General features: G+C 69.3%; 20 protein-coding genes and 1 pseudogene. 14 read left to right on the top strand and 7 right to left on the bottom strand.

Annotated elements, in window-relative coordinates:
* The first annotated feature begins 258 nt into the window (after window positions 1-258).
* The 9 genes from radA to PY257_RS12870 all read left to right on the top strand — a co-directional run bounded on the left by radA (window position 259) and on the right by PY257_RS12870 (window position 8,601).
* On the top strand, window positions 259-1,635 hold the full coding sequence (gene radA / locus PY257_RS12830) for a DNA repair protein RadA (RefSeq protein ID WP_275742412.1): 1,377 nt from the start codon (window positions 259-261) through the stop codon (window positions 1,633-1,635).
* A gap of 28 nt (window positions 1,636-1,663) precedes the next feature.
* Window positions 1,664-2,095: a glycerate kinase gene (locus PY257_RS12835; protein ID WP_275742415.1), complete on the top strand. Its 432-nt coding sequence runs from the start codon at window positions 1,664-1,666 to the stop codon at window positions 2,093-2,095.
* A gap of 49 nt (window positions 2,096-2,144) precedes the next feature.
* The gene (locus PY257_RS12840) at window positions 2,145-3,083 is read left to right on the top strand and encodes a branched-chain amino acid transaminase (protein WP_275742417.1); all 939 of its coding nucleotides are present in this window, start codon (window positions 2,145-2,147) and stop codon (window positions 3,081-3,083) included.
* Window positions 3,084-3,087: 4 nt separating this feature from the next.
* Window positions 3,088-3,297, top strand: coding sequence for a zinc-finger domain-containing protein (locus PY257_RS12845; RefSeq protein ID WP_275742419.1), 210 nt, complete (start codon window positions 3,088-3,090; stop codon window positions 3,295-3,297).
* A 122-nt stretch (window positions 3,298-3,419) separates the two neighbouring features.
* Entirely contained in the window at window positions 3,420-4,721 is a 1,302-nt protein-coding gene (locus PY257_RS12850) for an O-antigen ligase family protein (protein ID WP_275742421.1), read from the top strand.
* A 2-nt stretch (window positions 4,722-4,723) separates the two neighbouring features.
* Window positions 4,724-5,878, top strand: a complete 1,155-nt coding sequence (locus PY257_RS12855) for a glycosyltransferase family 4 protein (protein ID WP_419095709.1) — start codon at window positions 4,724-4,726, stop codon at window positions 5,876-5,878.
* On the top strand, window positions 5,875-6,894 hold the full coding sequence (locus PY257_RS12860) for a glycosyltransferase family 2 protein (RefSeq protein ID WP_275742423.1): 1,020 nt from the start codon (window positions 5,875-5,877) through the stop codon (window positions 6,892-6,894). The genes PY257_RS12855 and PY257_RS12860 overlap by 4 nt, the downstream gene beginning before the upstream one ends.
* A complete protein-coding gene (locus PY257_RS12865) occupies window positions 6,891-7,883 on the top strand; it encodes a glycosyltransferase family 32 protein (protein ID WP_275742425.1) in 993 nt (330 codons plus the stop codon). The genes PY257_RS12860 and PY257_RS12865 overlap by 4 nt, the downstream gene beginning before the upstream one ends.
* Entirely contained in the window at window positions 7,858-8,601 is a 744-nt protein-coding gene (locus PY257_RS12870) for a hypothetical protein (protein ID WP_275742427.1), read from the top strand. Before PY257_RS12865 ends, PY257_RS12870 begins: the two co-directional genes overlap by 26 nt.
* A 6-nt stretch (window positions 8,602-8,607) precedes the next feature.
* Here PY257_RS12870 and galE read toward each other — a convergent pair whose 3' ends face one another.
* The 4 genes from galE to PY257_RS12890 all read right to left on the bottom strand — a co-directional run bounded on the left by galE (window position 8,608) and on the right by PY257_RS12890 (window position 13,378).
* A complete protein-coding gene (gene galE, locus PY257_RS12875) occupies window positions 8,608-9,615 on the bottom strand; it encodes a UDP-glucose 4-epimerase GalE (RefSeq protein ID WP_275742429.1) in 1,008 nt (335 codons plus the stop codon).
* A 73-nt stretch (window positions 9,616-9,688) separates the two neighbouring features.
* Entirely contained in the window at window positions 9,689-10,903 is a 1,215-nt protein-coding gene (locus tag PY257_RS12880; RefSeq protein ID WP_275742545.1) for a HAMP domain-containing sensor histidine kinase, read from the bottom strand.
* 145 nt (window positions 10,904-11,048) lie between these two features.
* On the bottom strand, window positions 11,049-11,768 hold the full coding sequence (locus PY257_RS12885; RefSeq protein WP_275742431.1) for a response regulator: 720 nt from the start codon (window positions 11,766-11,768) through the stop codon (window positions 11,049-11,051).
* A 224-nt stretch (window positions 11,769-11,992) separates the two neighbouring features.
* Window positions 11,993-13,378 carry an AmpG family muropeptide MFS transporter gene (locus PY257_RS12890; protein ID WP_275742433.1) on the bottom strand — a complete coding sequence of 462 codons (1,386 nt, stop codon included), beginning with the start codon at window positions 13,376-13,378 and terminating at the stop codon, window positions 11,993-11,995.
* Window positions 13,379-13,700: 322 nt separating this feature from the next.
* Between PY257_RS12890 and PY257_RS12895 the strand changes: the two genes are divergently transcribed.
* Both PY257_RS12895 and PY257_RS12900 read left to right on the top strand, forming a co-directional pair.
* Window positions 13,701-14,474, top strand: coding sequence for a helix-turn-helix domain-containing protein (locus PY257_RS12895; protein WP_275742435.1), 774 nt, complete (start codon window positions 13,701-13,703; stop codon window positions 14,472-14,474).
* A 93-nt stretch (window positions 14,475-14,567) separates the two neighbouring features.
* Window positions 14,568-15,536 (top strand): DMT family transporter, encoded by a 969-nt coding sequence (locus tag PY257_RS12900; protein ID WP_275742438.1) that lies wholly within the window; start codon window positions 14,568-14,570, stop codon window positions 15,534-15,536.
* On the opposite strand, the gene PY257_RS12905 is transcribed toward PY257_RS12900, so the two are convergent.
* Window positions 15,518-16,156 (bottom strand): MBL fold metallo-hydrolase, encoded by a 639-nt coding sequence (locus tag PY257_RS12905; protein ID WP_275742440.1) that lies wholly within the window; start codon window positions 16,154-16,156, stop codon window positions 15,518-15,520. The two genes, PY257_RS12900 and PY257_RS12905, sit on opposite strands and share 19 nt — an antisense overlap.
* Window positions 16,157-16,189: 33 nt before the next feature.
* On the opposite strand from PY257_RS12905, the gene PY257_RS12910 reads away from it, so the two are divergent.
* Window positions 16,190-17,074: a M48 family metallopeptidase gene (locus PY257_RS12910; RefSeq protein WP_275742441.1), complete on the top strand. Its 885-nt coding sequence runs from the start codon at window positions 16,190-16,192 to the stop codon at window positions 17,072-17,074.
* A 101-nt stretch (window positions 17,075-17,175) separates the two neighbouring features.
* Here PY257_RS12910 and PY257_RS12915 read toward each other — a convergent pair.
* Window positions 17,176-17,271, bottom strand: a pseudogene (locus tag PY257_RS12915) (exodeoxyribonuclease III); the annotation flags it as partial.
* Window positions 17,272-17,424: 153 nt separating this feature from the next.
* On the opposite strand from PY257_RS12915, the gene PY257_RS12920 reads away from it, so the two are divergent.
* Window positions 17,425-18,612 carry an ATP-binding protein gene (locus tag PY257_RS12920; RefSeq protein ID WP_275742443.1) on the top strand — a complete coding sequence of 396 codons (1,188 nt, stop codon included), beginning with the start codon at window positions 17,425-17,427 and terminating at the stop codon, window positions 18,610-18,612.
* Between the two features lie 22 nt (window positions 18,613-18,634).
* Here the strand turns inward: PY257_RS12920 and PY257_RS12925 are convergent, their stop codons facing one another.
* Window positions 18,635-19,438: an exodeoxyribonuclease III gene (locus PY257_RS12925; protein WP_275742446.1), complete on the bottom strand. Its 804-nt coding sequence runs from the start codon at window positions 19,436-19,438 to the stop codon at window positions 18,635-18,637.
* A 10-nt stretch (window positions 19,439-19,448) separates the two neighbouring features.
* Between PY257_RS12925 and pyrE the strand changes: the two genes are divergently transcribed.
* Window positions 19,449-20,153 (top strand): orotate phosphoribosyltransferase, encoded by a 705-nt coding sequence (gene pyrE, locus PY257_RS12930; RefSeq protein ID WP_275742448.1) that lies wholly within the window; start codon window positions 19,449-19,451, stop codon window positions 20,151-20,153.
* The last annotated feature ends 6 nt before the right edge of the window (window positions 20,154-20,159 follow it).

Here is a 20,159-nt window from a genome sequence, read left to right on the forward strand (position 1 = left end):
ATGCCAGGGATACCGCGCAACCGGCTTTGCCGGGCCGCCGGTATCGCCCCCGGCGAGGGGGTTGGCGGCCACACGCAGTGGGCGAGCCTGGGGGAGTGTTCCATCTCAGGCGGGGTCCGGCTTCCCGGCGCTGCGGGAGGATTGCGGCGGGGCTCATGGCTCATCTCCTGGTCGTCGTGGCGGGCGGGGCGGGGCCCGCCCCAGGGCGCACAGTATCGCCGTTTTGCGCATCCGCCCCGGTGATAGGCTTGGCATCCGATGTCCAAGGAAAAAACGATCTACACCTGCAGCGAATGCGCCGGCACCAGCCCCAAGTGGCTCGGCAAGTGCCCGCACTGCAACGCCTGGAACACGCTGGTGGAAGGCATGCCCGACACACCGGGCCGCAACCGTTTCGGCACGCCGCGCTTCCAGGCGCTGGCCAGCACCGCCGAGGTGGCCGTGCTGGCCGACATCGAGGCCACCGACGTGGCGCGCACGCCCACGGGCATCGACGAGTTGGATCGCGTGCTCGGCGGCGGCGTGGTGGAGGGCGGCGTGGTGCTGATCGGCGGCGACCCGGGCATCGGCAAGTCCACGCTGCTGCTGCAGGCGCTGGACGCGCTGGAGCGCGCTGGCCTGTCCACCCTGTACGTGACGGGCGAGGAAAGCGGCGCGCAGGTGGCGCTGCGCTCGCGCCGCCTGGGGCTGGAGCAGTCGCGGGTGCAAGTTCTGGCGGAAATCCAGTTGGAGAAGATGCTGGCCACCATCGACGCGCTGCACCCCGCGGTGGCGGTGGTCGATTCGATCCAGACCGTGTATTCGGAACAGCTCAGCAGCGCGCCCGGTTCGGTGGCCCAGGTGCGCGAATGCGCGGCCCACCTCACGCGCGCGGCCAAGGCCAGCGGCACCGCCATCGTGCTGGTGGGCCATGTGACCAAGGAAGGCGCGCTGGCTGGTCCGCGCGTGCTGGAGCACATGGTGGACACGGTGCTGTACTTCGAGGGCGACACGCACAGCAGCTTTCGCCTGGTGCGCGCGATCAAGAACCGCTTCGGCGCCGTCAACGAGATCGGCGTGTTCGCCATGACGGAGAAGGGTCTGAAGGGCGTCTCCAACCCCAGCGCGATCTTCCTGAGCCAGCACAGCGAGCCCGTGCCGGGCAGTTGCGTGCTGGTCACGCTCGAAGGCACGCGCCCGCTGCTCGTGGAAATCCAGGCCCTGGTGGACGGCGGGGGGCCCAGTCCGCGGCGGCTCTCGGTGGGGCTGGAGCGCGACCGCCTCGCCATGCTGCTGGCGGTGCTGCACCGCCATGCGGGCATCGACTGCATGGACCAGGACGTGTTCGTCAACGCCGTGGGTGGCGTGCGCATCAGCGAGCCGGCGGCGGATTTGGCTGTAATGCTCGCCATCGCGTCCAGCCTGCGCGCCAAGCCGCTGCCCAAGGGCTTCATCGCCTTCGGCGAAGTGGGGCTGGCCGGCGAGGTGCGGCCCGCGCCGCGCGGCCAGGAGCGGCTGCGCGAGGCGGCCAAGCTCGGCTTTTCCGTGGCCGTGGTGCCCAAGGCCAATGCGCCCAAAAAACCCATCGAGGGGCTGGCCATCCATGCGGTCGAGCGGGTGGAGGAGGCCATCGCGCTGCTGCGGCAGCTGCAATAGCCGGCGCCGCTTTGCGACAATGCGGGCCATGAATCTGACCCGAATACTCGTTCCCCTGGGCTGCCTGGCGCTGCTGGCGGCGGCCTGGCGGGCCTATGGATGGATGGGCGCAGCGGGCGTCGCGGGCGGTCTGGTGATGTGGGCGATGCTGCACTACACGCGGCTCATGAAGGTGCTGGGGCGCGCGGCGGAGCGGCCCGTCGGCTACGTCGCCAGCGCCGTGATGCTCAACGCCAAGCTCAGGCCCGGCATGACGCTGATGCACGTGGTGGCCATGACCCGCGCGCTCGGCGCCCAGCAGTCGCCCGCCGGCCAGCAGCCCGAGGTGTTCCGCTGGACCGACGGCACGCAGTCGCACGTGACGGCAGAATTCCGCAATGGCCGCGTGCGGCACTGGACGCTGTGGCGCCCGCCCCAATCCGACGACGCGCAACCTGCCGCCGAGACTCCGGCACCGTAAAATCGCGGGCTTTGCGACACCTGTAAACCCGCTTATCGAGGATTTCCCCATGAGTTCCGCAATCCCTTCGCTGGCCGACCGCGACGGCAAGATCTGGTTCGATGGCGAACTGGTCGACTGGCGCGACGCCAAGATCCATGTGCTCACACACACGCTGCACTATGGCTGCGGCGTCTTCGAGGGCGTGCGCGCCTACGCCGCCCTGGGCGGCACATCGATCTTCCGGCTCGAAGACCACACCGAGCGCCTGTTCAACAGCGCCAAGGTGCTGCGCATGAAGATCCCGTTTTCGAAAGAGCAGGTCAACGAGGCGCAGAAGGCCGTGGTGCGCGCCAACAAGCTGCAGAGCTGCTACCTGCGCCCGCTGGTCTGGATCGGCTCCGAGAAGCTCGGCGTCAGCCCCAGGGGCAACACCGTGCATGCCATGGTCGCGGCCTGGAGCTGGGGCGCCTACCTGGGCGAGGACGGCATGAAGCGCGGCATCCGCGTGAAGACCAGCAGCTACACGCGCCACCACGTCAACATCACGATGACGCAGGCCAAGGCGGTGAGCAACTACACCAACTCCATCCTCGCCAACATGGAAGCCACCGACGACGGCTACGACGAGGCCCTGCTGCTGGATGCATCGGGCTTCGTTTCCGAAGGCTCGGGCGAGAACGTCTTCATCGTCAAGGGCGGCGTGGTCTACACGCCCGACCTGTCGGCGGGCGCCCTCAACGGCATCACGCGCAACACCATCCTGCACATCGCCAAGGATCTGGGCCTGGAAGTGGTGCAAAAGCGTATCACGCGTGACGAGGTGTACATCGCCGACGAGGCTTTCTTCACCGGCACAGCGGCGGAAGTCACGCCCATCCGCGAGCTTGACCGCGTGGAGATCGGCAGCGGCGCGCGCGGGCCCGTGACCGAGAAGATCCAGGGCGCATTCTTCGACATCGTGAACGGGCGCAATCCGCAATACGCCCACTGGCTCGCAAAGGTGTAACCCCATGTCCAGCGCATCCGCCGTAGAACTGCTTGCCAAGGACCTGAACCCGCAGGGCGGCGTGTTCTGCCCCAACCCCAAGGCCGCCATGCAGCTATGGAATGGCCACCCGCGCGTCTTCCTCGACGTGGCGCACACGGGCGAGGCCAAGTGCCCCTATTGCGGCACGGTCTACCGCCTGAAGGCGGGCGAGGCTTTCCGTTCCGCGCATTGAGTGCCGCCTTGCCTTGGGCCGGGCCCGATGCCCGGCCATGGCTGCCCCGGCAACGCATGGCAACGTCATGCGCTTGCAACATTCTCCATACTCGGCTTTCAGCAATTCCCCGCCATTGATTGATGAAGCCTCCTTCCTTCCTCCACGCCATGCCGTGGCCCCGGCAGCTCGCCACCCTGGCGGCATTCATGGTTCCAGGGCTTGCGCTGTGGCTGCCGTCCGGCTATTCCTACGGTGCCGGGCTTTTGTTCGTCGGCGCACTGCTGACCATTCGCCGCTGGCCTTTCCAGCAGCATGACCGGCTCACGTACTTGCTGGCGATTCTGATGCTCGCGATGGCCGTCCTGTGGATCGCCTTGTCCGACCCGCGCGAGCATGCGGGCCAGTGGGACCGGCCCGTCAAGTTCTTGCTGGGCGCGGGATGTCTGCTGTTCGTCACGATCAACCCGCCCCGGCCCCAGGCGCTGTTCTGGGGGCTGGTCGTGGGGTGCTTCGGCGCGGGCGCCATCGCTGCCTGGCAGGTGTACGTCAAGGGCGCCTGGCGGGCCTCCGGCCACACCAATGCGATCCAGTACGGCAACCTGGCGCTGCTGCTGGCCGTGATGCTGGCCATGCTGGCCCTGGGCTTGCGGCGCCAATTGACGCGGCCGGTCAAGCTGCTGGCCCTGGTGGCCGTGCTGGCGGGGCTCAACGCATCGGTGCTGTCGCTGTCGCGCGGTGGGTGGCTGGCCTTGCTGGTCGCTACGCCGGTCGGGCTGGTGCTGCTTTTCCAGATCCGCCGCCAGGCGCTCTGGAAGGCGGTCGTCGGGCTGGTCGCTGCGGTGGCAATCGTCTGCGCCTTGAATTTTGACCTGGTGACGCAGCGCTGGGGGTCGATGGAGAGCGAGGTGCAGACCTACGACCAGCGCGGCGATGCCGACACCTCCGTCGGGCAGCGCCTGGAGCATTGGCGGCTGGCCTGGGACATGGGCCGGGAACGCCCGCTCCTGGGCTGGGGCGTGGCCGGCTACCTGGCCGAGAAAGCGGCCCGCGTGGCGGCGGGCAAATACCACACCTCCATCCTGGAATACATCTACGTCCACAACGAAATGCTGGACCTGTTCGTGAAAGTCGGCCTGGCGGGCATGGCCGTGGTGCTGTGCTTCTACGCCCTGCCCATCTACATGTTCTGGCCCAGCCGCGCACGCCTGGCCGCCTGGGATGCGCAGCCCAGGCTGCGCAGCCAGGTGCTGGCCTTGCGGCTGTGCGGCCTCTGCATTCCGGTGCTGTACATCGGGTTCGGCCTGACGCAGGTGTTTTTCGCCCACAACAGCGGGATCATGTTCTACCTGTTTTCGAACATGCTGGTGTGGGCCGCCCTGCTGGGGCTGGAGCGCCAGTTGCCCGGGTCCGCCGCGCCACCCGCCAACGCCGCCCCCCACTGACCGTGGCGGATCCGCAGGCATCCAGCTCTTGCGCCGCACCCGCGGGCGCGGGCCTGCCCCGGGTGCTGCATTTCGTCACCGGGGGTTTTTCGGGTGCGACGCAAATCGCGCTGGAGCTGGTGCAGGCACACCGGGCGTCGGGCAATTTCGAGCCGCTGCTGGTATTGCGCAGAAAACGCCACACGGACCCGGCGCGCATCGCCGCCCTGCGCGCGCAGGGCGTGGCCGTCGAGGTGGTGGCCGGCTGGTCGCATGCGGCGACGGTCTGGCAGCTCATGGCCATCTGCCGCGGGTTCCGGCCCGACATCCTGGTGGCCCATGGTTTCAGCGAGCATCTCTGGGGCCGCTACGCGGGCCTGCTGGCGCATGTGCCGCACCTGGTGCACGTGGAGCACAACGCGCGCGAGCGCTACACCCGCCTGCGCCTGGCGCAGGCGCTCTGGCTGGGCCGGCGTACGGACGCCATCGTGGGCTGCTCGGAGGGCGTGCGGCAGAGCCTGCTGCAGCGCGGATTCCCGGTGGAAAAAACCCTGGCGATCCCCAACGGCATCCGGCTGCTGCCCTACGTCCAGGCGCCGCAGCACCCGCTTGCCGAACGCACGCCGGGCATCGTCATGGCGGCGCGGTTCGGGCGGCAGAAAGACCACGCCACGCTGCTGCGCGCCCTGGCCCTGCTGCGCGAGCGCGGCCATGCGCCGCCCGTGCTGCTGGCGGGCGGCGGCAAGGTCGGCGCGCGCCGCGCCGCCGAACGGCTGTGCCGGAAGCTGGGGCTCGACGGGCAGGTGCGTTTCGTCGGCTTCTGCGACGACGTGCCCGGCCTGCTGATGACACACCGGATCTGCGTGCTGGCGACCCACTACGAAGGCATGCCGCTGTCGCTGATCGAGGGCATGGCGGCGGGCTGCGCCGTGGTGGGCAGCCGCGTGACCGGCGTGCAGGAGGTGATCGACCATCGCCGCAATGGTCTGCTGGCCGAGCATGCAAGCCCGGCATCGTGGGCCGATGCGCTGGAATACCTGCTGCGCAATGGCGCCGAGGCCGCGCGCATGGCCGATGCGGCGCGTGCCGACGCGCAGCGCCTCCATGGCCTGGAGACGATGGCCGGGCGCTACGAGGCGCTGTTCCAGTGCCTGCTCCGAGGAGGGCCGCCGCAATGACCTCGCCGGCGCCCTGGCTCAGCATCCTGGTTCCTGTGTACAACGTCGAGGCGTACCTCGCGGAGTGCGTGGAGTCGGTCATGCAGCAGGCTGGCCAAGGGGTGGAGGTGATCCTGCTCGACGACTGTTCCACCGATGCGTCCTGGGCATCGATGCAGGCCCTGGCCGCCCGTTGGCCCGGTCGCCTGCGCCTGCTGCGGCAGGGGCGCAACGGCGGCCTGAGCGCGGCGCGCAACGCTTTGATCGAGGACGCACGGGGCGACTACCTCTGGTTCCTCGATTCGGACGACAAGCTGCTGCCCGGCGCCATCGACGCCATGCACGCCATCGTCGAGCGCCATGCGCCCGACCTCGTGCTGTGCGACTTCCAGGTGTGGCGCGCGCAGCCCCGCCTCAAGCACCGCCTGCGCGGGGAGAGGCACCGCCGGACTTTCGCGGGGCCGGCCGGCCGGCTCGGGCGCGACCGCCCGGCGCTGCTGGCCGGCATGCTCGCCACGGGGCAACTGCATGCCTGGTCCAAGATCGCCCGGCGCGCGCTGTGGGCGCCCGGGCTGCGCTTTCCACCGGGCCGATATTTCGAGGACATGGCCACCATGCCGCTGCTGGCGCTGCGCGCCGCGAGCTGGTACTACGCGCCCAGCCCCTGGGTCGCCTACCGCCAGCGCGGCGGCAGCATCCTGGCGGCGATGACGCCGCAGAAGGCGCTGGACCAGTCGGGTGCCCTGGCGGAGTTCCGGCGCGCGCTGGAGCAGCAGGAGGACTGCTGGCGCGACCCGACGCTGGCGCTGGCGCTGGCGCACCAGAGTGCGCGCAACCTCGTGGGCGCCATGCGCTGCGTGGCCGCCCACCCGCACGCGCGGGCGTCGACGGATGCAGCGCTGGCAGAGCGGTTCCGGCAGAATTTTCGCGCTGCATCGCCACTGTCGCCACGGGCATTGGAAAGGGCCTACCTGCTGCGCGGCTGGTGGCTGCGCTGGTACAAGTTCCGCCACTGGTTCCACTACCTCCAGCCATGAAGAACCGCCTGCGCGCATGGAGGAGCCGCGGCGAACTCTGGCTCGCCGTCTGGCTGCGCCGGTATTTCGCCTGGCGGCCCCGGCGGCTGGAGGACCAGGGGGCGGCGCCATTCGCCGTCCATGCGTTCGGCGCCGCCAGCAGCAACCCCCGGCGCATTCCGTCCATCATCTGGGGCTACTGGAGCGGCAGCGCCGTGCCGCTCGTGGTGCAGCGCTGCTTCGACAACTGGCGCGCGCTCAACCCCGGCTTCAGCGTCCGCATCCTGGACGCCGCCAGCGTGCGGGCCTACATCCCCAGCATTCCGAGCGCGCTCGATGGCGTCTCCGAGGCCAAGCGCGCCGACTGGGTGCGGCTGGAGCTGCTGCGCCGCCATGGCGGCATCTGGCTCGATGCCAGCACCATCCTCACCGCCCCGCTCGACTGGGTGCTGGCGCGGCAGGCCGAGGCGCAGTGCGACTTCGTGGGCTATTACCTGGAGCGCTACACCAGCGACGCGGCGTACCCCGTGGTGGAAAACTGGTTCATGGCCGCTCCGCCCGAAAGTCCGTTCATCGCCGACTTGCAGCGGGAGTTCAGCACCCAGGTCGTCGCGCGCGGCAACGAAGGCTACATCGCGCATCTGCAGGCGCTGGGCGTCTATGCCCAGGTGCGCCAGCGGATCGACATACCGCACTACCTCAGCATGCATCTGGCGCTGCAATTCGTCCTGCGCGCCGGGAGTGGCTGCCGCCTGTGCCTCGGCAAGGCCGAGGACGGGCCGTACTACTACCACGCCCTCGGCAACTGGAACCGCGCGGCGCTCAAAATCCGCCTGCTGTTCTCGCGCGCCGCGGACGCGCCGCCGCCCGTGGTCAAGCTGCGCAAGCCGGACCGCCGGCGGCTCGACGATTACATCGAGCGCGGCCTCTATCTGCCCGGCAGCCTGGTCGGACAATACCTGCTTTCCAACCCACGATCCCGCGATGCGACGCCGCAAGACTCCGTTTGAGAAGTGGTTTTCCTTCGGCAGACACCGCCGGCGCTTCGGCGCGGACGCCGCTGCGGCCCAATTGCAGGCGCCCGACGTGCAGGCCCTCAAGCAAGCGCTGGTGCAAGGCGATGCGCCGCAGTATGCCCACGGCGCATCGGTGGACCTGCGGGAGCACCTGCAGCGCCTGCGGCGCGAATTCATCGGCCAGCCGGAACTGCTGTACCACCACGCCATGCTGATCGTGCTGATCCGGCGGGAGGTGGACACCCGCGTCCATTACGCGCGCTTTCGCCAACTGTGGCTGGCGGAAGCCGATTTCCTGCTGCGGCACCTGAATCTGCGCTGGCTGGTCTCGGCGTGCGACACCTTCATCGACCACGACGGCGATGCGACGCTGAAAGCCATCCTGATGAACGGGGTGCTGCTGGTCAATACCGTGAAGCTGCAGGAAACCGAGCGCTTCCTCTGCCGCCTAGACGATCTCCGCGACCAGCCTGCCTCCATCGACGCGCTGCGGCAGCACCGCGTGGGCCTGTTCGATGGGCTGTCCGCCTTCATTGCCGGCACCGACGACACCTTGCGCAACATGCGCTGGCGGCTGGAGGACGTGTGCCGCGCGCACCCGCTGGGGCGCATCGTCATGGCGATCTTCGAGCGCCTCCAGCTCGACGCCAACGGCAACGTCTACTCCCGCTTCAAGCAGCGCCACACGCGCGACAAAACCCGCTGGTGGTAGGCGGGCTCAGGCGGGCTCAGGCGGGCGACGTGGGGCCGGGCCGCCCGCACGGCATTCCCACTGCCACGCATCGCGCACGATGGCCTCCAGGCTGCCGTGGCGCGGCTGCCAACCCAGCACCTGGCGCGCCAGGGCCGCGTCGGCCACCAGGCGTGCCGGGTCGCCGGCCCGGCGCGGCCCCTCCCGCACCGCGATGTCCCGCCCCGTCACCCGGCGCGCCGTGTCCACCACCTCCTGCACGGAATAGCCGTTGCCGTTGCCCAGATTGAACGCGCCCGCCGTGCCGCCCCGGGCCAGGTATTGCAGGGCCAGCCAGTGGGCGTCGGCCAGGTCCATCACATGCACGTAATCGCGGATGCAGGTGCCGTCGGGCGTGTCGTAGTCGCGGCCAAACACAGTGACGTGGGAGCGCCGCCCCGTGGCGGCCTGCAGCACCAGCGGGATCAGATGGGTCTCGGGTTCGTGGCGCTCGCCCAGCAAACCCTGCGGATGCGCGCCGGCGGCGTTGAAGTAGCGCAGGCAGACCGATTGCAATCCATAGGCGCGCGCATAGTCGGCCAGCACCTGCTCGACCATCCATTTGCTGCGCCCATACGGGTTGATGGGCTGCAGCGGGTGTTTTTCGTCGATGGGCGTATAAGCCGGTTCGCCGAACAGCGCTGCGGTGGACGAGAAAACGAACTGCCGCACGCCGTGGTCGCGCATGGCGTCGAGCAGCGTGAGGGTGGTGGCGACGTTGTTGCGGTAGTACTTGGCGGGGTCGAGCACCGATTCGCCGACTTGGATGAACGACGCGAAATGCATCACGGCGTCGAACCGCTGGCTGTCCAGTATCTGGTCGAGCAAGGCACGGTCGGCCACGTCCCCCACCCGCAACTCGCCATGCAGCACCGCGTCACGGTGCCCGGCGACCAGGTTGTCCAGGGTCACCGCCTGCACGCCGTGCTGCCCCAGCAGCCATACCATGTGCGAGCCGATGTAGCCCGCGCCTCCGACGACTAGGATGTTCTGCATGGTGTTGGTGTGGCTGCCGATTTTTTGACGCATTTTAGGCCGTATGCGCCCGTACCTATTGCGGTGGAAGCTATTATTTTGATAGCTTCTCGCCGCCCTCTTCCCGCAGCGGCAGCTCCAGCACGAAGCACGCCCCCTGCGCGCCGTCGGGCCGGCTTTCGCAGCGCACCGTGCCGCCGTGCCGGGCCACGATGGAGCGCACCAGCGCCAGCCCCAGGCCCACGCCGCCTTCGCGCTCGCTGGCGCCGGGCAGGCGGTAGAAGGGCTCGAAGATGCGCTCGCGCAAATTCTCGGGCACGCCGGGGCCGAGGTCGCACACGCGCAGCAGCGCCTGCCCGTCCACGCGCCGCACCGACAGCGTGATGCCGCCGTGGCTGTAGCGGCGCGCGTTCTCCAGCAGGTTGCGCACCGCGCGGCGCAGCAGCTTGGCAACGCCGCGCACCTCCACGCCTTGCAGCGTGGTGCCGGCATCCAGCTCGGCGTCCGCGCGCGCGCATTCCTCGGCCGCCAGGCCCGTCAGGTCCACGGCCTCCATGGTGCCGATGTCGGCCTCCTGGGCGTCGAGCCGGCTGGCGAGCAGGATCTCGTCGACCAACTGGTCCAGCTCGGCGATGTTGCGCAGAATCTCGTCGCGCAGGCTCGGCGAGGTCTGCCCGCCCATCAGCTCCAGCCCCATGCGGATGCGCGTGAGCGGGGAGCGCAATTCATGCGACGCATTGGCCAGCAGCGACTTGTTCGATTCGACCAGCGTTTCCACGCGCGCCGCCGCCGCGTTGAAGCGCTGCGCCAGATCGGCCACCTCGTCGTGCCCCGCCACCGGCGCGCGCGCCGAGAGGTCGCCCTCGCCAAAGCGCTGCACGCTGCGCTGCACCGCCTCGAGCCGCGACGTCAGCCGCCGCACGATGGGGTACACCCCCACCGCCACGGCCAGGCCCACCAGGCCCAGCATCCAGACGAAGCCGAATGGCGCGCGCAGCCAGAAGGCGGTATCGCGGCTGGGCCGCGGCGGGTGCGGCGGAATCTGCAGCGTCAGGGTTTCGCCGTCGGACAGATCGACGGTGAACTCCAGGCCCTCGCCCGGCGTGCGCGTGGCCGTGCCGTGGCTCACCATCTCGCCCTCCGCGTTGCGCACGATCACCGGGCGCGGCGGCGGGGGCTGGCGCTCGCGCGCCTCCTGCTCGGCGGCCACGCGCCAGGCCCAGCCCACGCTCAGCGTGAGCACGGCCACGCTGCCGACCACGGCGAGCCAGATGCGCAGGTACAGGCGGCGCGAGAAGATGCCGAACATCACGCCGGGCCCGCTGCGCAGCGCAAAGGTTTCGCCGCCGGGTGGCCCCAAGGCGAAACGCGCACCCATGCACAAGCGCGGCGCAGGGCAAACCCGTGCCTGGGGGCGGGCAGCCACACGCAGTGCGCGACCGTGGGGGCCATGTTCAGTCCTGCTGCCTGGCGAACACGTAGCCCACGCCGCGCACGGTAAGGATGCGCTTCGGGTTCTTGGGGTCGGCTTCGATGGCCGCGCGGATGCGGCCCATGTGCACGTCGATGGAGCGATCGAACGCCTCCAGCTCGCGCCCGCGCACGGCCTCCATGATCTGGTCGCGCGTCAGCACGCGGCCCGCGCGCTCGGCCAGCGCGACCAGCAGGTCGAACTGGTACGACGTGAGCTCGCAGGGCTGGCCTGCCACGGCCACGGTGCGCGCGTCGCGGTCGATCTCCAGCGAGCCGAAGCGCATCGCCTGCGCTTGCGGCGCGGCGCCCTCGGTGCGGCGGCGCAGCACGGCGCGGATGCGCGCGAGCAGCTCTCTAGGCTCGAACGGCTTGGGCAGGTAGTCGTCGGCGCCCAGCTCCAGGCCGATGATGCGGTCCATCGGGTCGCCCTTGGCGGTGAGCATCAGCACCGGCGTCTGCGCCGCCGCGCCCTGCATGGCGCGGATGCGGCGGCACACCTCCAGGCCGTCCATGTCGGGCAGCATCAGGTCCAGGATCACGAGGTCCGGCAGGCCCGCCTGCGCGCCGCCCTGCAACCGCGCCAGCCCGCGCTGCGCATCCGCCGCGTGCTCAACGCTGAAGCCCGACTGGCCGAGGTATTCGCCCACCATCTGGGCCAGGCGGGCGTCGTCTTCGATCATCAGCAGGTGATGGGTGCTCATGGGGTGCTCTCCGTGCCGCGGGTGGGGGTGCCGGCGCCGCTCATGGTCCGCGATGCGCATCGCATGGGGGTTGAAGCGCCCGTAAAGTTACGTAAACGAATTCACCCTGGAAACGGCAGGTGCATAGCGCTCTCACCCACGAGGTGAGCGCCATCGAAACCGGCAACGCTCGATTTCCTGCGGCTTGTCAAGGGATACAAAGCGGTCAACTGCCGTTTCCAGGTTCAAGCGGGCGCATCGCCGGCGGCCCCGGGCGTGGTGGCCACCGCATGCACCCGCGCCGCCAGCGCCACCAGCAGCAGCACCGGCACGCCCAGCAGCGCCGTGCCGACGAAGAAGCTCTGGTAGCCCCAGGCATCGACGAAGCGGCCCGAAAAGCCCGCCACCCACTTCGGCAGCAGCAGCATCATCGAACTGAACAGCGCGTACTGCGTGGCCGAGTAGTTCACATTGGTCAGCCCCGACAGGTAGGCGATGAACGCCGCCGAGGCAATGCCGCCGGCCAGGTTGTCCGCCGAGATGGCGAACACCAGCCCGCGCAGGTCGTGCCCGCGCGTGCCCAGCCAGGCGAACAGCAGGTTGCTGGCAGCACTCAGCACGGCGCCCAGCATCAGCACCCGCATCACGCCCAGCCGCATCGACAGCACCCCGCCCACGAAGGCGCCCGCCAGCGTCATGACGACGCCGAACACCTTGGTCACCGCCGCCACCTCGTCCTTGGTGTAGCCCATGTCCACGTAGAACGGGTTGGCCATGATGCCCATCACCACGTCGCTGATGCGGTACACGGCAATCAGCGCCAGGATCAGCGCGGCCTGCCAGCGGTAGCGGTGCAGGAAGTCGGCGAACGGCTCCACCAGCGCGCCGCGCAGCCACTCGGCGGCGTTCTTCGCCGCCGGCTGCGCGCGCCGCGCCGGCTCGGGGCTCAGCAGCACCGTGGCCACGCCCACCAGCATGGACGCCGCCATCGCCAGGTACGCCGCCTTCCACGCCCCGGGCTGGTAGCCCGCCACGCCGGGCGCCTCGGCCCGCGCGGCCAGCCACAGCACGCCCGCGCCGGCCCAGATCATCGCCAGCCGGTAGCCCGTCTGGTAGGTGGCCGCCAGCGCCGCCTGGTGCTCGGTGTCGGCGGATTCGATGCGGTAGGCGTCCAGCGCGATGTCCTGCGTGGCCGAGCCGAACGCCACCGCCAGCGCGCACCACACCACTGGTGCCAGCGCCGTGCGCGGATCGTTGAACGCCATGCCCGCCAGCCCCGCTGCCACCGCGCACTGCGCCAGCAGCAGCCAACTGCGGCGCCGCCCCAGCCAGCGCGTCAGCAGCGGCAGCGGCAGCCGGTCCACCAGCGGCGACCACACCCACTTGAACGCATAGGCCAGTCCCACCCAGCTCAGGTAGCCGATGGTCGTGCGGTCGATGCCCGCCTCGCGCAGCCAGAAACTCAGTGTGCCCAGCACCAGCAGCAGCGGCAGCCCGGCGGAAAAGCCCAGCGTGAGCATGCGCAGGCTGGCAGGCTCCAGGTACACGCGCCAGGCCTCGCGCCAGGGGCGGCGCGGCGCGGCGGCGGGCGCGGGGCCTGCGCGGACGGTATCGGCGGGGGTGTGGGGCATGGTGCGGGCGAAAGAACGGGCCGATTATCCGCATGCGCCATGCCGGTCGCCCGCGCTGGCATGGCCAGCCCAGCATACTCCCCAACAACCACCTTCCCACCGCCCTAAAAACGGGCGGTAGAGATGCATACTCCCCTATATCTGCGCCCTGGCGCGCCGCCGCAGCCCCAGCCTGCCACGCCTAGTGCAGCGCCAGCAGCGCCAGCAGCGTCGGCGCTCGCCACTCCCGGGGCAGGATGCCGGGCGTGAAGCCGCCGAGGCGGGTGATGCGAAGCAGGTTGCGCTCCCACGCCGACGCCGGGGCAGGCTACCATGCGGCCCGATGGCTTCCCATTGCCCTGTCCTCGCGCCCGTCGCCTCGGTGCGCCGCTACGGCGGCGAGCACGCCGTGCACGCGCACGACCACGCGCAGATCCTGTTCGCGCTGGCGGGTCGCATGGAGCTGGAGGTGGCGGGCCGCGCAGCCTTCGTCGATACGGCCTGCGGCATGGTGGTGCCGGCGGGCGCCGCGCATGGCTTCCTGGCCCGACCGGGTACGTACATGTTCGTGATCGACGCGCCGGCGCAGGCGGGCGTGGAGCGGGTGCGGCGTTTCGCCGTGGACCCGGCGTGGGCAGGGCCGTGGCGCGCGGGCGATGTACCGCAGGCGGTGCCGGCGCCAATCCTGGATGCGCCGCGCGTGCCGACGCAAATCCTGGGTGCGCCGCGCGTGCCCGCGCAAATCTTGGATGCGCCGCGCGTGTTGGCGCAAATCTTGGATGCGCCGCGCGTGTTGGCGCGGCGGGGGCTGGACCTGGCGCGGCTGGAGGCCGCCGTGGCCGAGGCGCTGCACGAGGACTGGCCCACGGCGCGCATGGCGGCGCTGTTCTTCCTGAGCCCGGCGCGCTTCCACGCGCGCCTGCTGGAGCTGGCGGGCCAGACGCCGCAGGGCTGGCTGCGCGCGCGCCGCCTGGATGTCGCCGCGCGCCTGCTGGCGCGCGGGCGCACGCTCGACGCCGCCGCTGCGCAGGTGGGCTACGCCAGCGCCAGCGCGCTGGCCTATGCGCTGCGGCGCGAGCGTGGCGTGGGCGCGCGGGGGCTGCGGAGCGGGCGCTGACGCCGCCGTGCCGACCTCTGCTCCGACCCCGGGTGGGGCGACTTCGCGCGGTGCTCGACATTTGCCGTGCCAGCGCGGCGCACCATGCGTGGCATGACGACGACGCAACGCGCTTTCACCGCTTCTGCGGCTCGGGGCATCGCGCTGGTGGTGCTGGCCAGCGTGCTGTGGGGCACCAGCGGCACGGCACAGAGCCTGGGGGCGGCGGGGCTGTCGCCGTTCTGGGTGGGGGCGGCGCAATTGGCGGTGTCCAGCGTGTTCCTCGGGGGCGTTCTGCTGCCGTCGCTGGGGCCGGGCCGCACGCGCGGATCCGGCTTCACGCTGTGCCCGCGCCGCGCCGGGCTGCGCTGGCCGTGGTTCGCCTGGGCGGCGGCGGGCATGGGCGGCTACAGCGTGTTCTTCTACGAAGGGGTGAAGCTCGCGGGCGTGGGGGTGGGCACGGCGGTGGCCATCGGCAGCGGGCCGATCTGGGCCGGGCTGCTGCAGGCCGCGGTGCTGCGCACGCCCCTGCCGGCGCTGTGGTGGGGCGGCACGCTGGTCAGCGTGGCGGGCGGCGCGGCCATGGTCGCGGGCCGTGGCGCGGGCGCCGCCGTCTCCTGGCCGGGGCTGGCGATGTGCCTGTTGGCGGGGCTGTCGTATTCGGGCGCGGCGCTCCTCAGCAAGCGGCTGGTGGGCCGCATGCCGCCCAAGGTGGTCAATTTCTACGTGTTCACCGGGGCCGCGCTGCTGGCCGTCCCCATTGCCTGGCTGCAGGGCGGGGCGCCGCGGTGGACGTGGCCGGCGGTGCTGGTGGTGGTCTACCTGGGGGTGGTGGTGTCGGGCATCGCGCACCTGCTGTTTTCCATCGGGCTGCGCCATGTCTCCGGGCCGACCGGGGTGGCGCTGAGTCTGATCGAGCCGGTGGCAGCTTTCGTGCTGGCGATGGCCGTGGTGGGCGAGCGGCCGGAGTGGGTGGCGTTTGCCGGGCTGGCCGGCGTGCTGGCCGGGCTGGCGATCGTGGTGCGCGCGGAGATGCGGACGCAGGCGCGCGTCGGCGCTGCGGTTCAGGTGCCGCCCACGTAGGGGTTGCTGCGGCGCTCGCGCCCGAAGCTGCTTTCGGGGCCGTGGCCGGGGATGAAGACCGTGCCGTCGCCCATGGGCCAGAGGCGCTGGGTGATGCTGTCGATGAGCTGCTGGTGGTCGCCCTGCGGAAAGTCGGTGCGCCCGATGCTGCCCGCGAACAGCACGTCGCCCACGAAGGCGCGGTCGATCTGCGGCGCATGGAACACCACGTGGCCCGGCGTGTGGCCGGGGCAGTGGCGCACGGCGAGCGTTTCCTGGCCTATCTGCACCGTGTCGCCGTCGTGCAGCCAGCGCGTGGGCGCGAACGGCTCGGCGGGCGCAAAGCCGAACATCGCGGCCTGCTGCGGCAGCGCGTCGATCCAGAACTGGTCGCCCTCGTGCGGGCCGACGATGGGCAGGCCCAGCCGCCGCGCCAGTTCGCCCGCGCCGCCGGCGTGGTCGATGTGGGCGTGGGTGAGCCAGATCTGCCGCAGGCGCAGGCCGCGGCGCTCTGCCTCGGCCTCGATGGCGGGCAGGTCGCCGCCCGGGTCGATCACGGCCGCCTGCGCGGTGGCATCGCACCAGAGCAGCGAACAGTTTTGCTGGAAGGCCGTGACAGGGATGGTGTGGTAGTGCAGCATGGGTGCCGTAGTAAACGCCCTAGACTTTACGGCATGCGCACAATCGAACCAAACCTGTCGCCACATGAGACCTTCGGCGCGTGCCGCCCGGGCTGCTGCCCCGCCGCCCGCGCGCCATGGCAGGCGCGGCGCGCCTTCGTGCTGGCCGCGGCTGCCGTGGCCGCACCGCTGCATGCGCAGGTGGACGTGGGCGACGCCTCGCGGCTGCGCAGCCTGGTGCCGGCGGATTCGCTGGAGCGCTCGGCCACCCAGCAGTATGCGCAGATGCTGGCCCAGGCCCGCGCGCAGCGGGCGCTGGCGCCCGACGGCAACCCACAGTTGCAGCGGCTGCGCGCCATCGCGCGGCGGCTGATCCCGTTCGCGGCGGCCTGGAACCCGCGTGCGCGCGACTGGCGCTGGGAGGTCAACCTGATCGGCAGCAGGCAGATCAACGCCTTCTGCATGCCGGGCGGCAAGATCGCGTTCTATACGGGCATCCTCGACCAACTTCAGCTCACCGACGACGAGGTGGCGATGGTCATGGGCCACGAGATGGCGCACGCGTTGCGCGAGCACGCCCGCGCGCGCATCGCCAAGACGCAGGGCACGGGGGCGCTGCTGTCGCTGGGCGCGCAACTGCTGGGCCTGGGGCAGGTCGGCGATATGGCGGCCAACGTGGGCACGCAGCTCATTTCGCTGAAGTTCAGCCGCACCGACGAGAGCGACGCCGACCTCGTGGGGCTGGAACTGGCGGCGCGCGCCGGCTACCGGCCCGAGGCGGCGGTGAGCCTGTGGCGCAAGATGGGGCAGGCCGGCGGGGGCAGTGCCGGCATCGGCTTTTTGTCCACCCACCCCTCGGGGCCGGAGCGCATCCGCGAGCTGGAGTCGAACGTGCCCAAGGTGCAGGGACTGTACGAGCAGGCGCGCGGGCGCGGCTGAAGGGCGTGCGCTCGCGGGCCGGTTTTGGGGCCAAATAGGCCTCCAGCGCCCATGGATAAAGCGGTAGCAGCTATTGAAACAGGAGCATTCGGCGTGGCTCGGAGCGTGAAGTCGTAGTCCACCGTCGGGGGTGCGTGGTCGCTGAACTTCTGCGCCCTGTGAATGTGCTCGGCGCGCGCCAGCGCGGGCGAGGCCAGGCGGGTAGTCGATGGGGTAGAAGCGACATTTATCGCTGGTTTGAGCGGACGAATGTGGTTGTCGCCTGGGTCTTTGCAGCGTGCATTCATAGCGATATTCATGAATTTATGAATAAATTGTAATTTTGAAAAGATTACTATAAACTCCTAGGCATGGATCCTATTCGCAACCCCTTCGCTCCAGGAGCAGGTACCCCGCCTCCTGAGCTTGCCGGCCGCGACGAATTGCGTGCCTCACTTCATATAGCGCTTGAGCGAGCCCGTATTGGCCGTCCAGCCAAGAGTGCAATGCTTGTGGGATTGCGTGGCGTCGGCAAGACTGTGCTTCTTGATCGCATTCGAGAGGATGCAGAAGCAGCGGGCATCCACACTGTCCGGATTGAGGCGCCGGAAGGTCGCTCCCTCCCTGCTCTATTGGCTCCGCAGTTGCGTCAGGCACTTTTACGACTCAGTCAAGTGGCCGCAGCAAAAGACTATGCGGTTCGCGGCTTGCGGGCCCTTGCAGGTTTTGCCAGCAAGCTCAAAGTGACCTACGGGGACATTGAAGTTGGCATCGACTATGACGCGGAGCCTGGGCTTGCCGACAACGGCGACCTGGAGCATGACCTTCAGGCGCTCATTGAGCAGGTGGGATTGGCCGCCAAATCAGCCAACACCGCGCTGGCCATCTTCATCGACGAATTGCAGTACGTTGAGGTAACACAACTTGCCGCCTTGATCACTGCCATGCACAGGACCGAGCAGCGGCAATTGCCGGTGGTGTTAGTCGGCGCCGGCCTGCCTCAGTTGCGTGGGCGCATGGGGAATGCGAAATCTTATGCCGAGCGTTTGTTCGACTTTCCGCAAATCGGTCCGCTGCCACCACAAGCCGCCCGGCGAGCCATCGAGAAGCCGCTCGACGACGAGGGCGTGAGCATCGTCCCTGCGGCCTTGGAGCAGATTCTGGTATTGACGCAAGGCTACGCATACTTCCTGCAGCAGTGGGGCAGTCATACTTGGCGGGCTGCGTCGTCTTCACCCATCACTGAGAATGATGTTGCAACCGCATCCGTCACGGCCGTTGCAGCGTTAGATGAAAGCTTCTTTCGGGTTCGCTTCGACCGTCTGACACCCAAGGAGAAAAAGTACCTGCGGGCGATGGCTGAACTTGGGGCAGGTCCCCACCGGTCAGGCGACATTGCTGCCTGCTACAAGGCGAATGTTTCATCGCTGGCCCCAACCCGAAGTTCGCTCATCAGCAAGGGCATGGTTTGGAGCCCGAACCATGGTGACACGGCATTCACGGTGCCGATGTTCGACGAGTTCATGAAGAGATCTATGCCTGGTGACGACTGGCGGTAGGCGCCACCTTGCGGCGGGCGCGTCAGAGCGTGAAGTCGTAGTCCACCGTCAGGGGTGCGTGGTCGCTGAACTTCTGCGCCTTAAACACATCGGCAGTCTTGGCAGTCGCTGCCAAGCTTGGCGAAGCCAGGTGGTAGTCCAGCCGCCATCCGACGTTGTTCGCATAAGCCTGTCCACGGTTGCTCCACCATGTGTAGGCCGTGTCGGTCGCGGTTGGTTGTAACTGACGGTAAACGTCTACCAGTCCGCCGCCTTCGTCAGAGATGTGCAACAGTTTTGTCATCCAGGCCCGTTCATCGGGCAGGAAACCGCTGTTCTTCTGGTTGCTGCGCCAGTTCTTCAAGTCGATCTGCTGGTGGGCGATGTTGATGTCGCCGCAGAGGATGAACTCGCGCTCGGCCTTGCTGCGCATCAGGTGCGGGTGGAATTCGGCCAGGAAGCGGTACTTGGCGAGCTGGCGTTCCTCGCCCGAGGAGCCGCTCGGAAAGTAGGCGCTGACGATCGAGAGCTTGCGCGCCGGTGTGTCGAAGCGTAACTCCAGGTAGCGGCCCTCGGCGTCGAATTCGGGCGAGCCGTAGCCGGCAATGACATCGCTGGGCGTGTGGCGCGTGTAGATGCCCACGCCCGAATAGCCCTTCTTCTCGGCGAAGTGGAAGTACCCGCGCAGGCCGGCCAGTTGCTCGAAGCGGTCCTGCATGTCCGCCGCCTGGGCCTTGATCTCCTGCACACAAATACAATCCGGGCGGGTTTTCGCGACCCAGGCCTCCAAGCCCTTGGACGCGGCGGAGCGGATGCCGTTGAGGTTGAGGCTGGTCAATTTGAACAAAGGATTCCCCATGCAGACAGGTGAGGCGCAAACGGGCGCGGATGACGCGCTGGCGCAGGATTTCGTGCAGTTCGCCGTCGATGCGGGCGTGCTGCGTTTCGGCGAATTCAAGACCAAGGCGGGTCGCCTGAGCCCGTATTTCTTCAACGCCGGGCTGTTCGACGATGGCGCCAAGCTGGGCCGGCTGGCGCAATTCTATGCACGCCGCATCGTCGGCAGCGGCATTGAATTCGACATGGTCTTCGGCCCCGCCTACAAGGGCATCCCGCTGGGCGCGGCGGTCGCCATCGAACTGGCGCGGCTGGGCCGCAACGTGCCTTTCGCCTACAACCGCAAGGAGGCCAAGGACCACGGCGAGGGCGGCAGCCTGGTGGGCGCGCCGCTCCAGGGCCGGGTGCTGATCGTGGACGACGTGATGTCCGCCGGAACCGCCGTGCGCGAGTCGATCGCCATCATCCGCGCCGCCGGCGCCACGCCGCACGCGGTGGCCATCGCGCTGGACCGGCAGGAGAAGGCCACCGAGGATGGGCGCGACGTGGACCACAGCGCCGTGCAGTACGTGCGCAGCCAGCTCGGCATGCAGGTTTGCGCCATCGCCAAGCTGGCAGACTTATTGCAGTATCTGGCGCATGGTGCGGCGGCTGGCGATCTGGGCGCCCACCACGAGCGGGTGCTGGCCTACCGCCAGCGCTACGGTGTGGAGGATGCGGGATAAGGAGAT

The sequence above is a fragment of the Curvibacter soli genome, assembly GCF_029211125.1.
GTDB classification, from domain to species: Bacteria; Pseudomonadota; Gammaproteobacteria; order Burkholderiales; family Burkholderiaceae_C; genus Curvibacter_A; species Curvibacter_A soli.

What these genes read in the sequence shown, in the direction of transcription:
- radA (WP_275742412.1), top strand. Translation starts at nt 259, where the DNA reads ATGTCCAAGGAAAAAACGATCTACACCTGCAGCGAATGCGCCGGCACC.
- PY257_RS12835 (WP_275742415.1), top strand. Translation starts at nt 1,664, where the DNA reads ATGAATCTGACCCGAATACTCGTTCCCCTGGGCTGCCTGGCGCTGCTG.
- PY257_RS12840 (WP_275742417.1), top strand. Translation starts at nt 2,145, where the DNA reads ATGAGTTCCGCAATCCCTTCGCTGGCCGACCGCGACGGCAAGATCTGG.
- PY257_RS12845 (WP_275742419.1), top strand. Translation starts at nt 3,088, where the DNA reads ATGTCCAGCGCATCCGCCGTAGAACTGCTTGCCAAGGACCTGAACCCG.
- PY257_RS12850 (WP_275742421.1), top strand. Translation starts at nt 3,420, where the DNA reads ATGAAGCCTCCTTCCTTCCTCCACGCCATGCCGTGGCCCCGGCAGCTC.
- PY257_RS12860 (WP_275742423.1), top strand. Translation starts at nt 5,875, where the DNA reads ATGACCTCGCCGGCGCCCTGGCTCAGCATCCTGGTTCCTGTGTACAAC.
- PY257_RS12865 (WP_275742425.1), top strand. Translation starts at nt 6,891, where the DNA reads ATGAAGAACCGCCTGCGCGCATGGAGGAGCCGCGGCGAACTCTGGCTC.
- PY257_RS12870 (WP_275742427.1), top strand. Translation starts at nt 7,858, where the DNA reads ATGCGACGCCGCAAGACTCCGTTTGAGAAGTGGTTTTCCTTCGGCAGA.
- galE (WP_275742429.1), bottom strand. Translation starts at nt 9,615, where the DNA reads ATGCAGAACATCCTAGTCGTCGGAGGCGCGGGCTACATCGGCTCGCAC.
- PY257_RS12880 (WP_275742545.1), bottom strand. Translation starts at nt 10,903, where the DNA reads ATGTTCGGCATCTTCTCGCGCCGCCTGTACCTGCGCATCTGGCTCGCC.
- PY257_RS12885 (WP_275742431.1), bottom strand. Translation starts at nt 11,768, where the DNA reads ATGAGCACCCATCACCTGCTGATGATCGAAGACGACGCCCGCCTGGCC.
- PY257_RS12890 (WP_275742433.1), bottom strand. Translation starts at nt 13,378, where the DNA reads ATGCCCCACACCCCCGCCGATACCGTCCGCGCAGGCCCCGCGCCCGCC.
- PY257_RS12895 (WP_275742435.1), top strand. Translation starts at nt 13,701, where the DNA reads ATGGCTTCCCATTGCCCTGTCCTCGCGCCCGTCGCCTCGGTGCGCCGC.
- PY257_RS12900 (WP_275742438.1), top strand. Translation starts at nt 14,568, where the DNA reads ATGACGACGACGCAACGCGCTTTCACCGCTTCTGCGGCTCGGGGCATC.
- PY257_RS12905 (WP_275742440.1), bottom strand. Translation starts at nt 16,156, where the DNA reads ATGCTGCACTACCACACCATCCCTGTCACGGCCTTCCAGCAAAACTGT.
- PY257_RS12910 (WP_275742441.1), top strand. Translation starts at nt 16,190, where the DNA reads ATGCGCACAATCGAACCAAACCTGTCGCCACATGAGACCTTCGGCGCG.
- PY257_RS12920 (WP_275742443.1), top strand. Translation starts at nt 17,425, where the DNA reads ATGGATCCTATTCGCAACCCCTTCGCTCCAGGAGCAGGTACCCCGCCT.
- pyrE (WP_275742448.1), top strand. Translation starts at nt 19,449, where the DNA reads ATGCAGACAGGTGAGGCGCAAACGGGCGCGGATGACGCGCTGGCGCAG.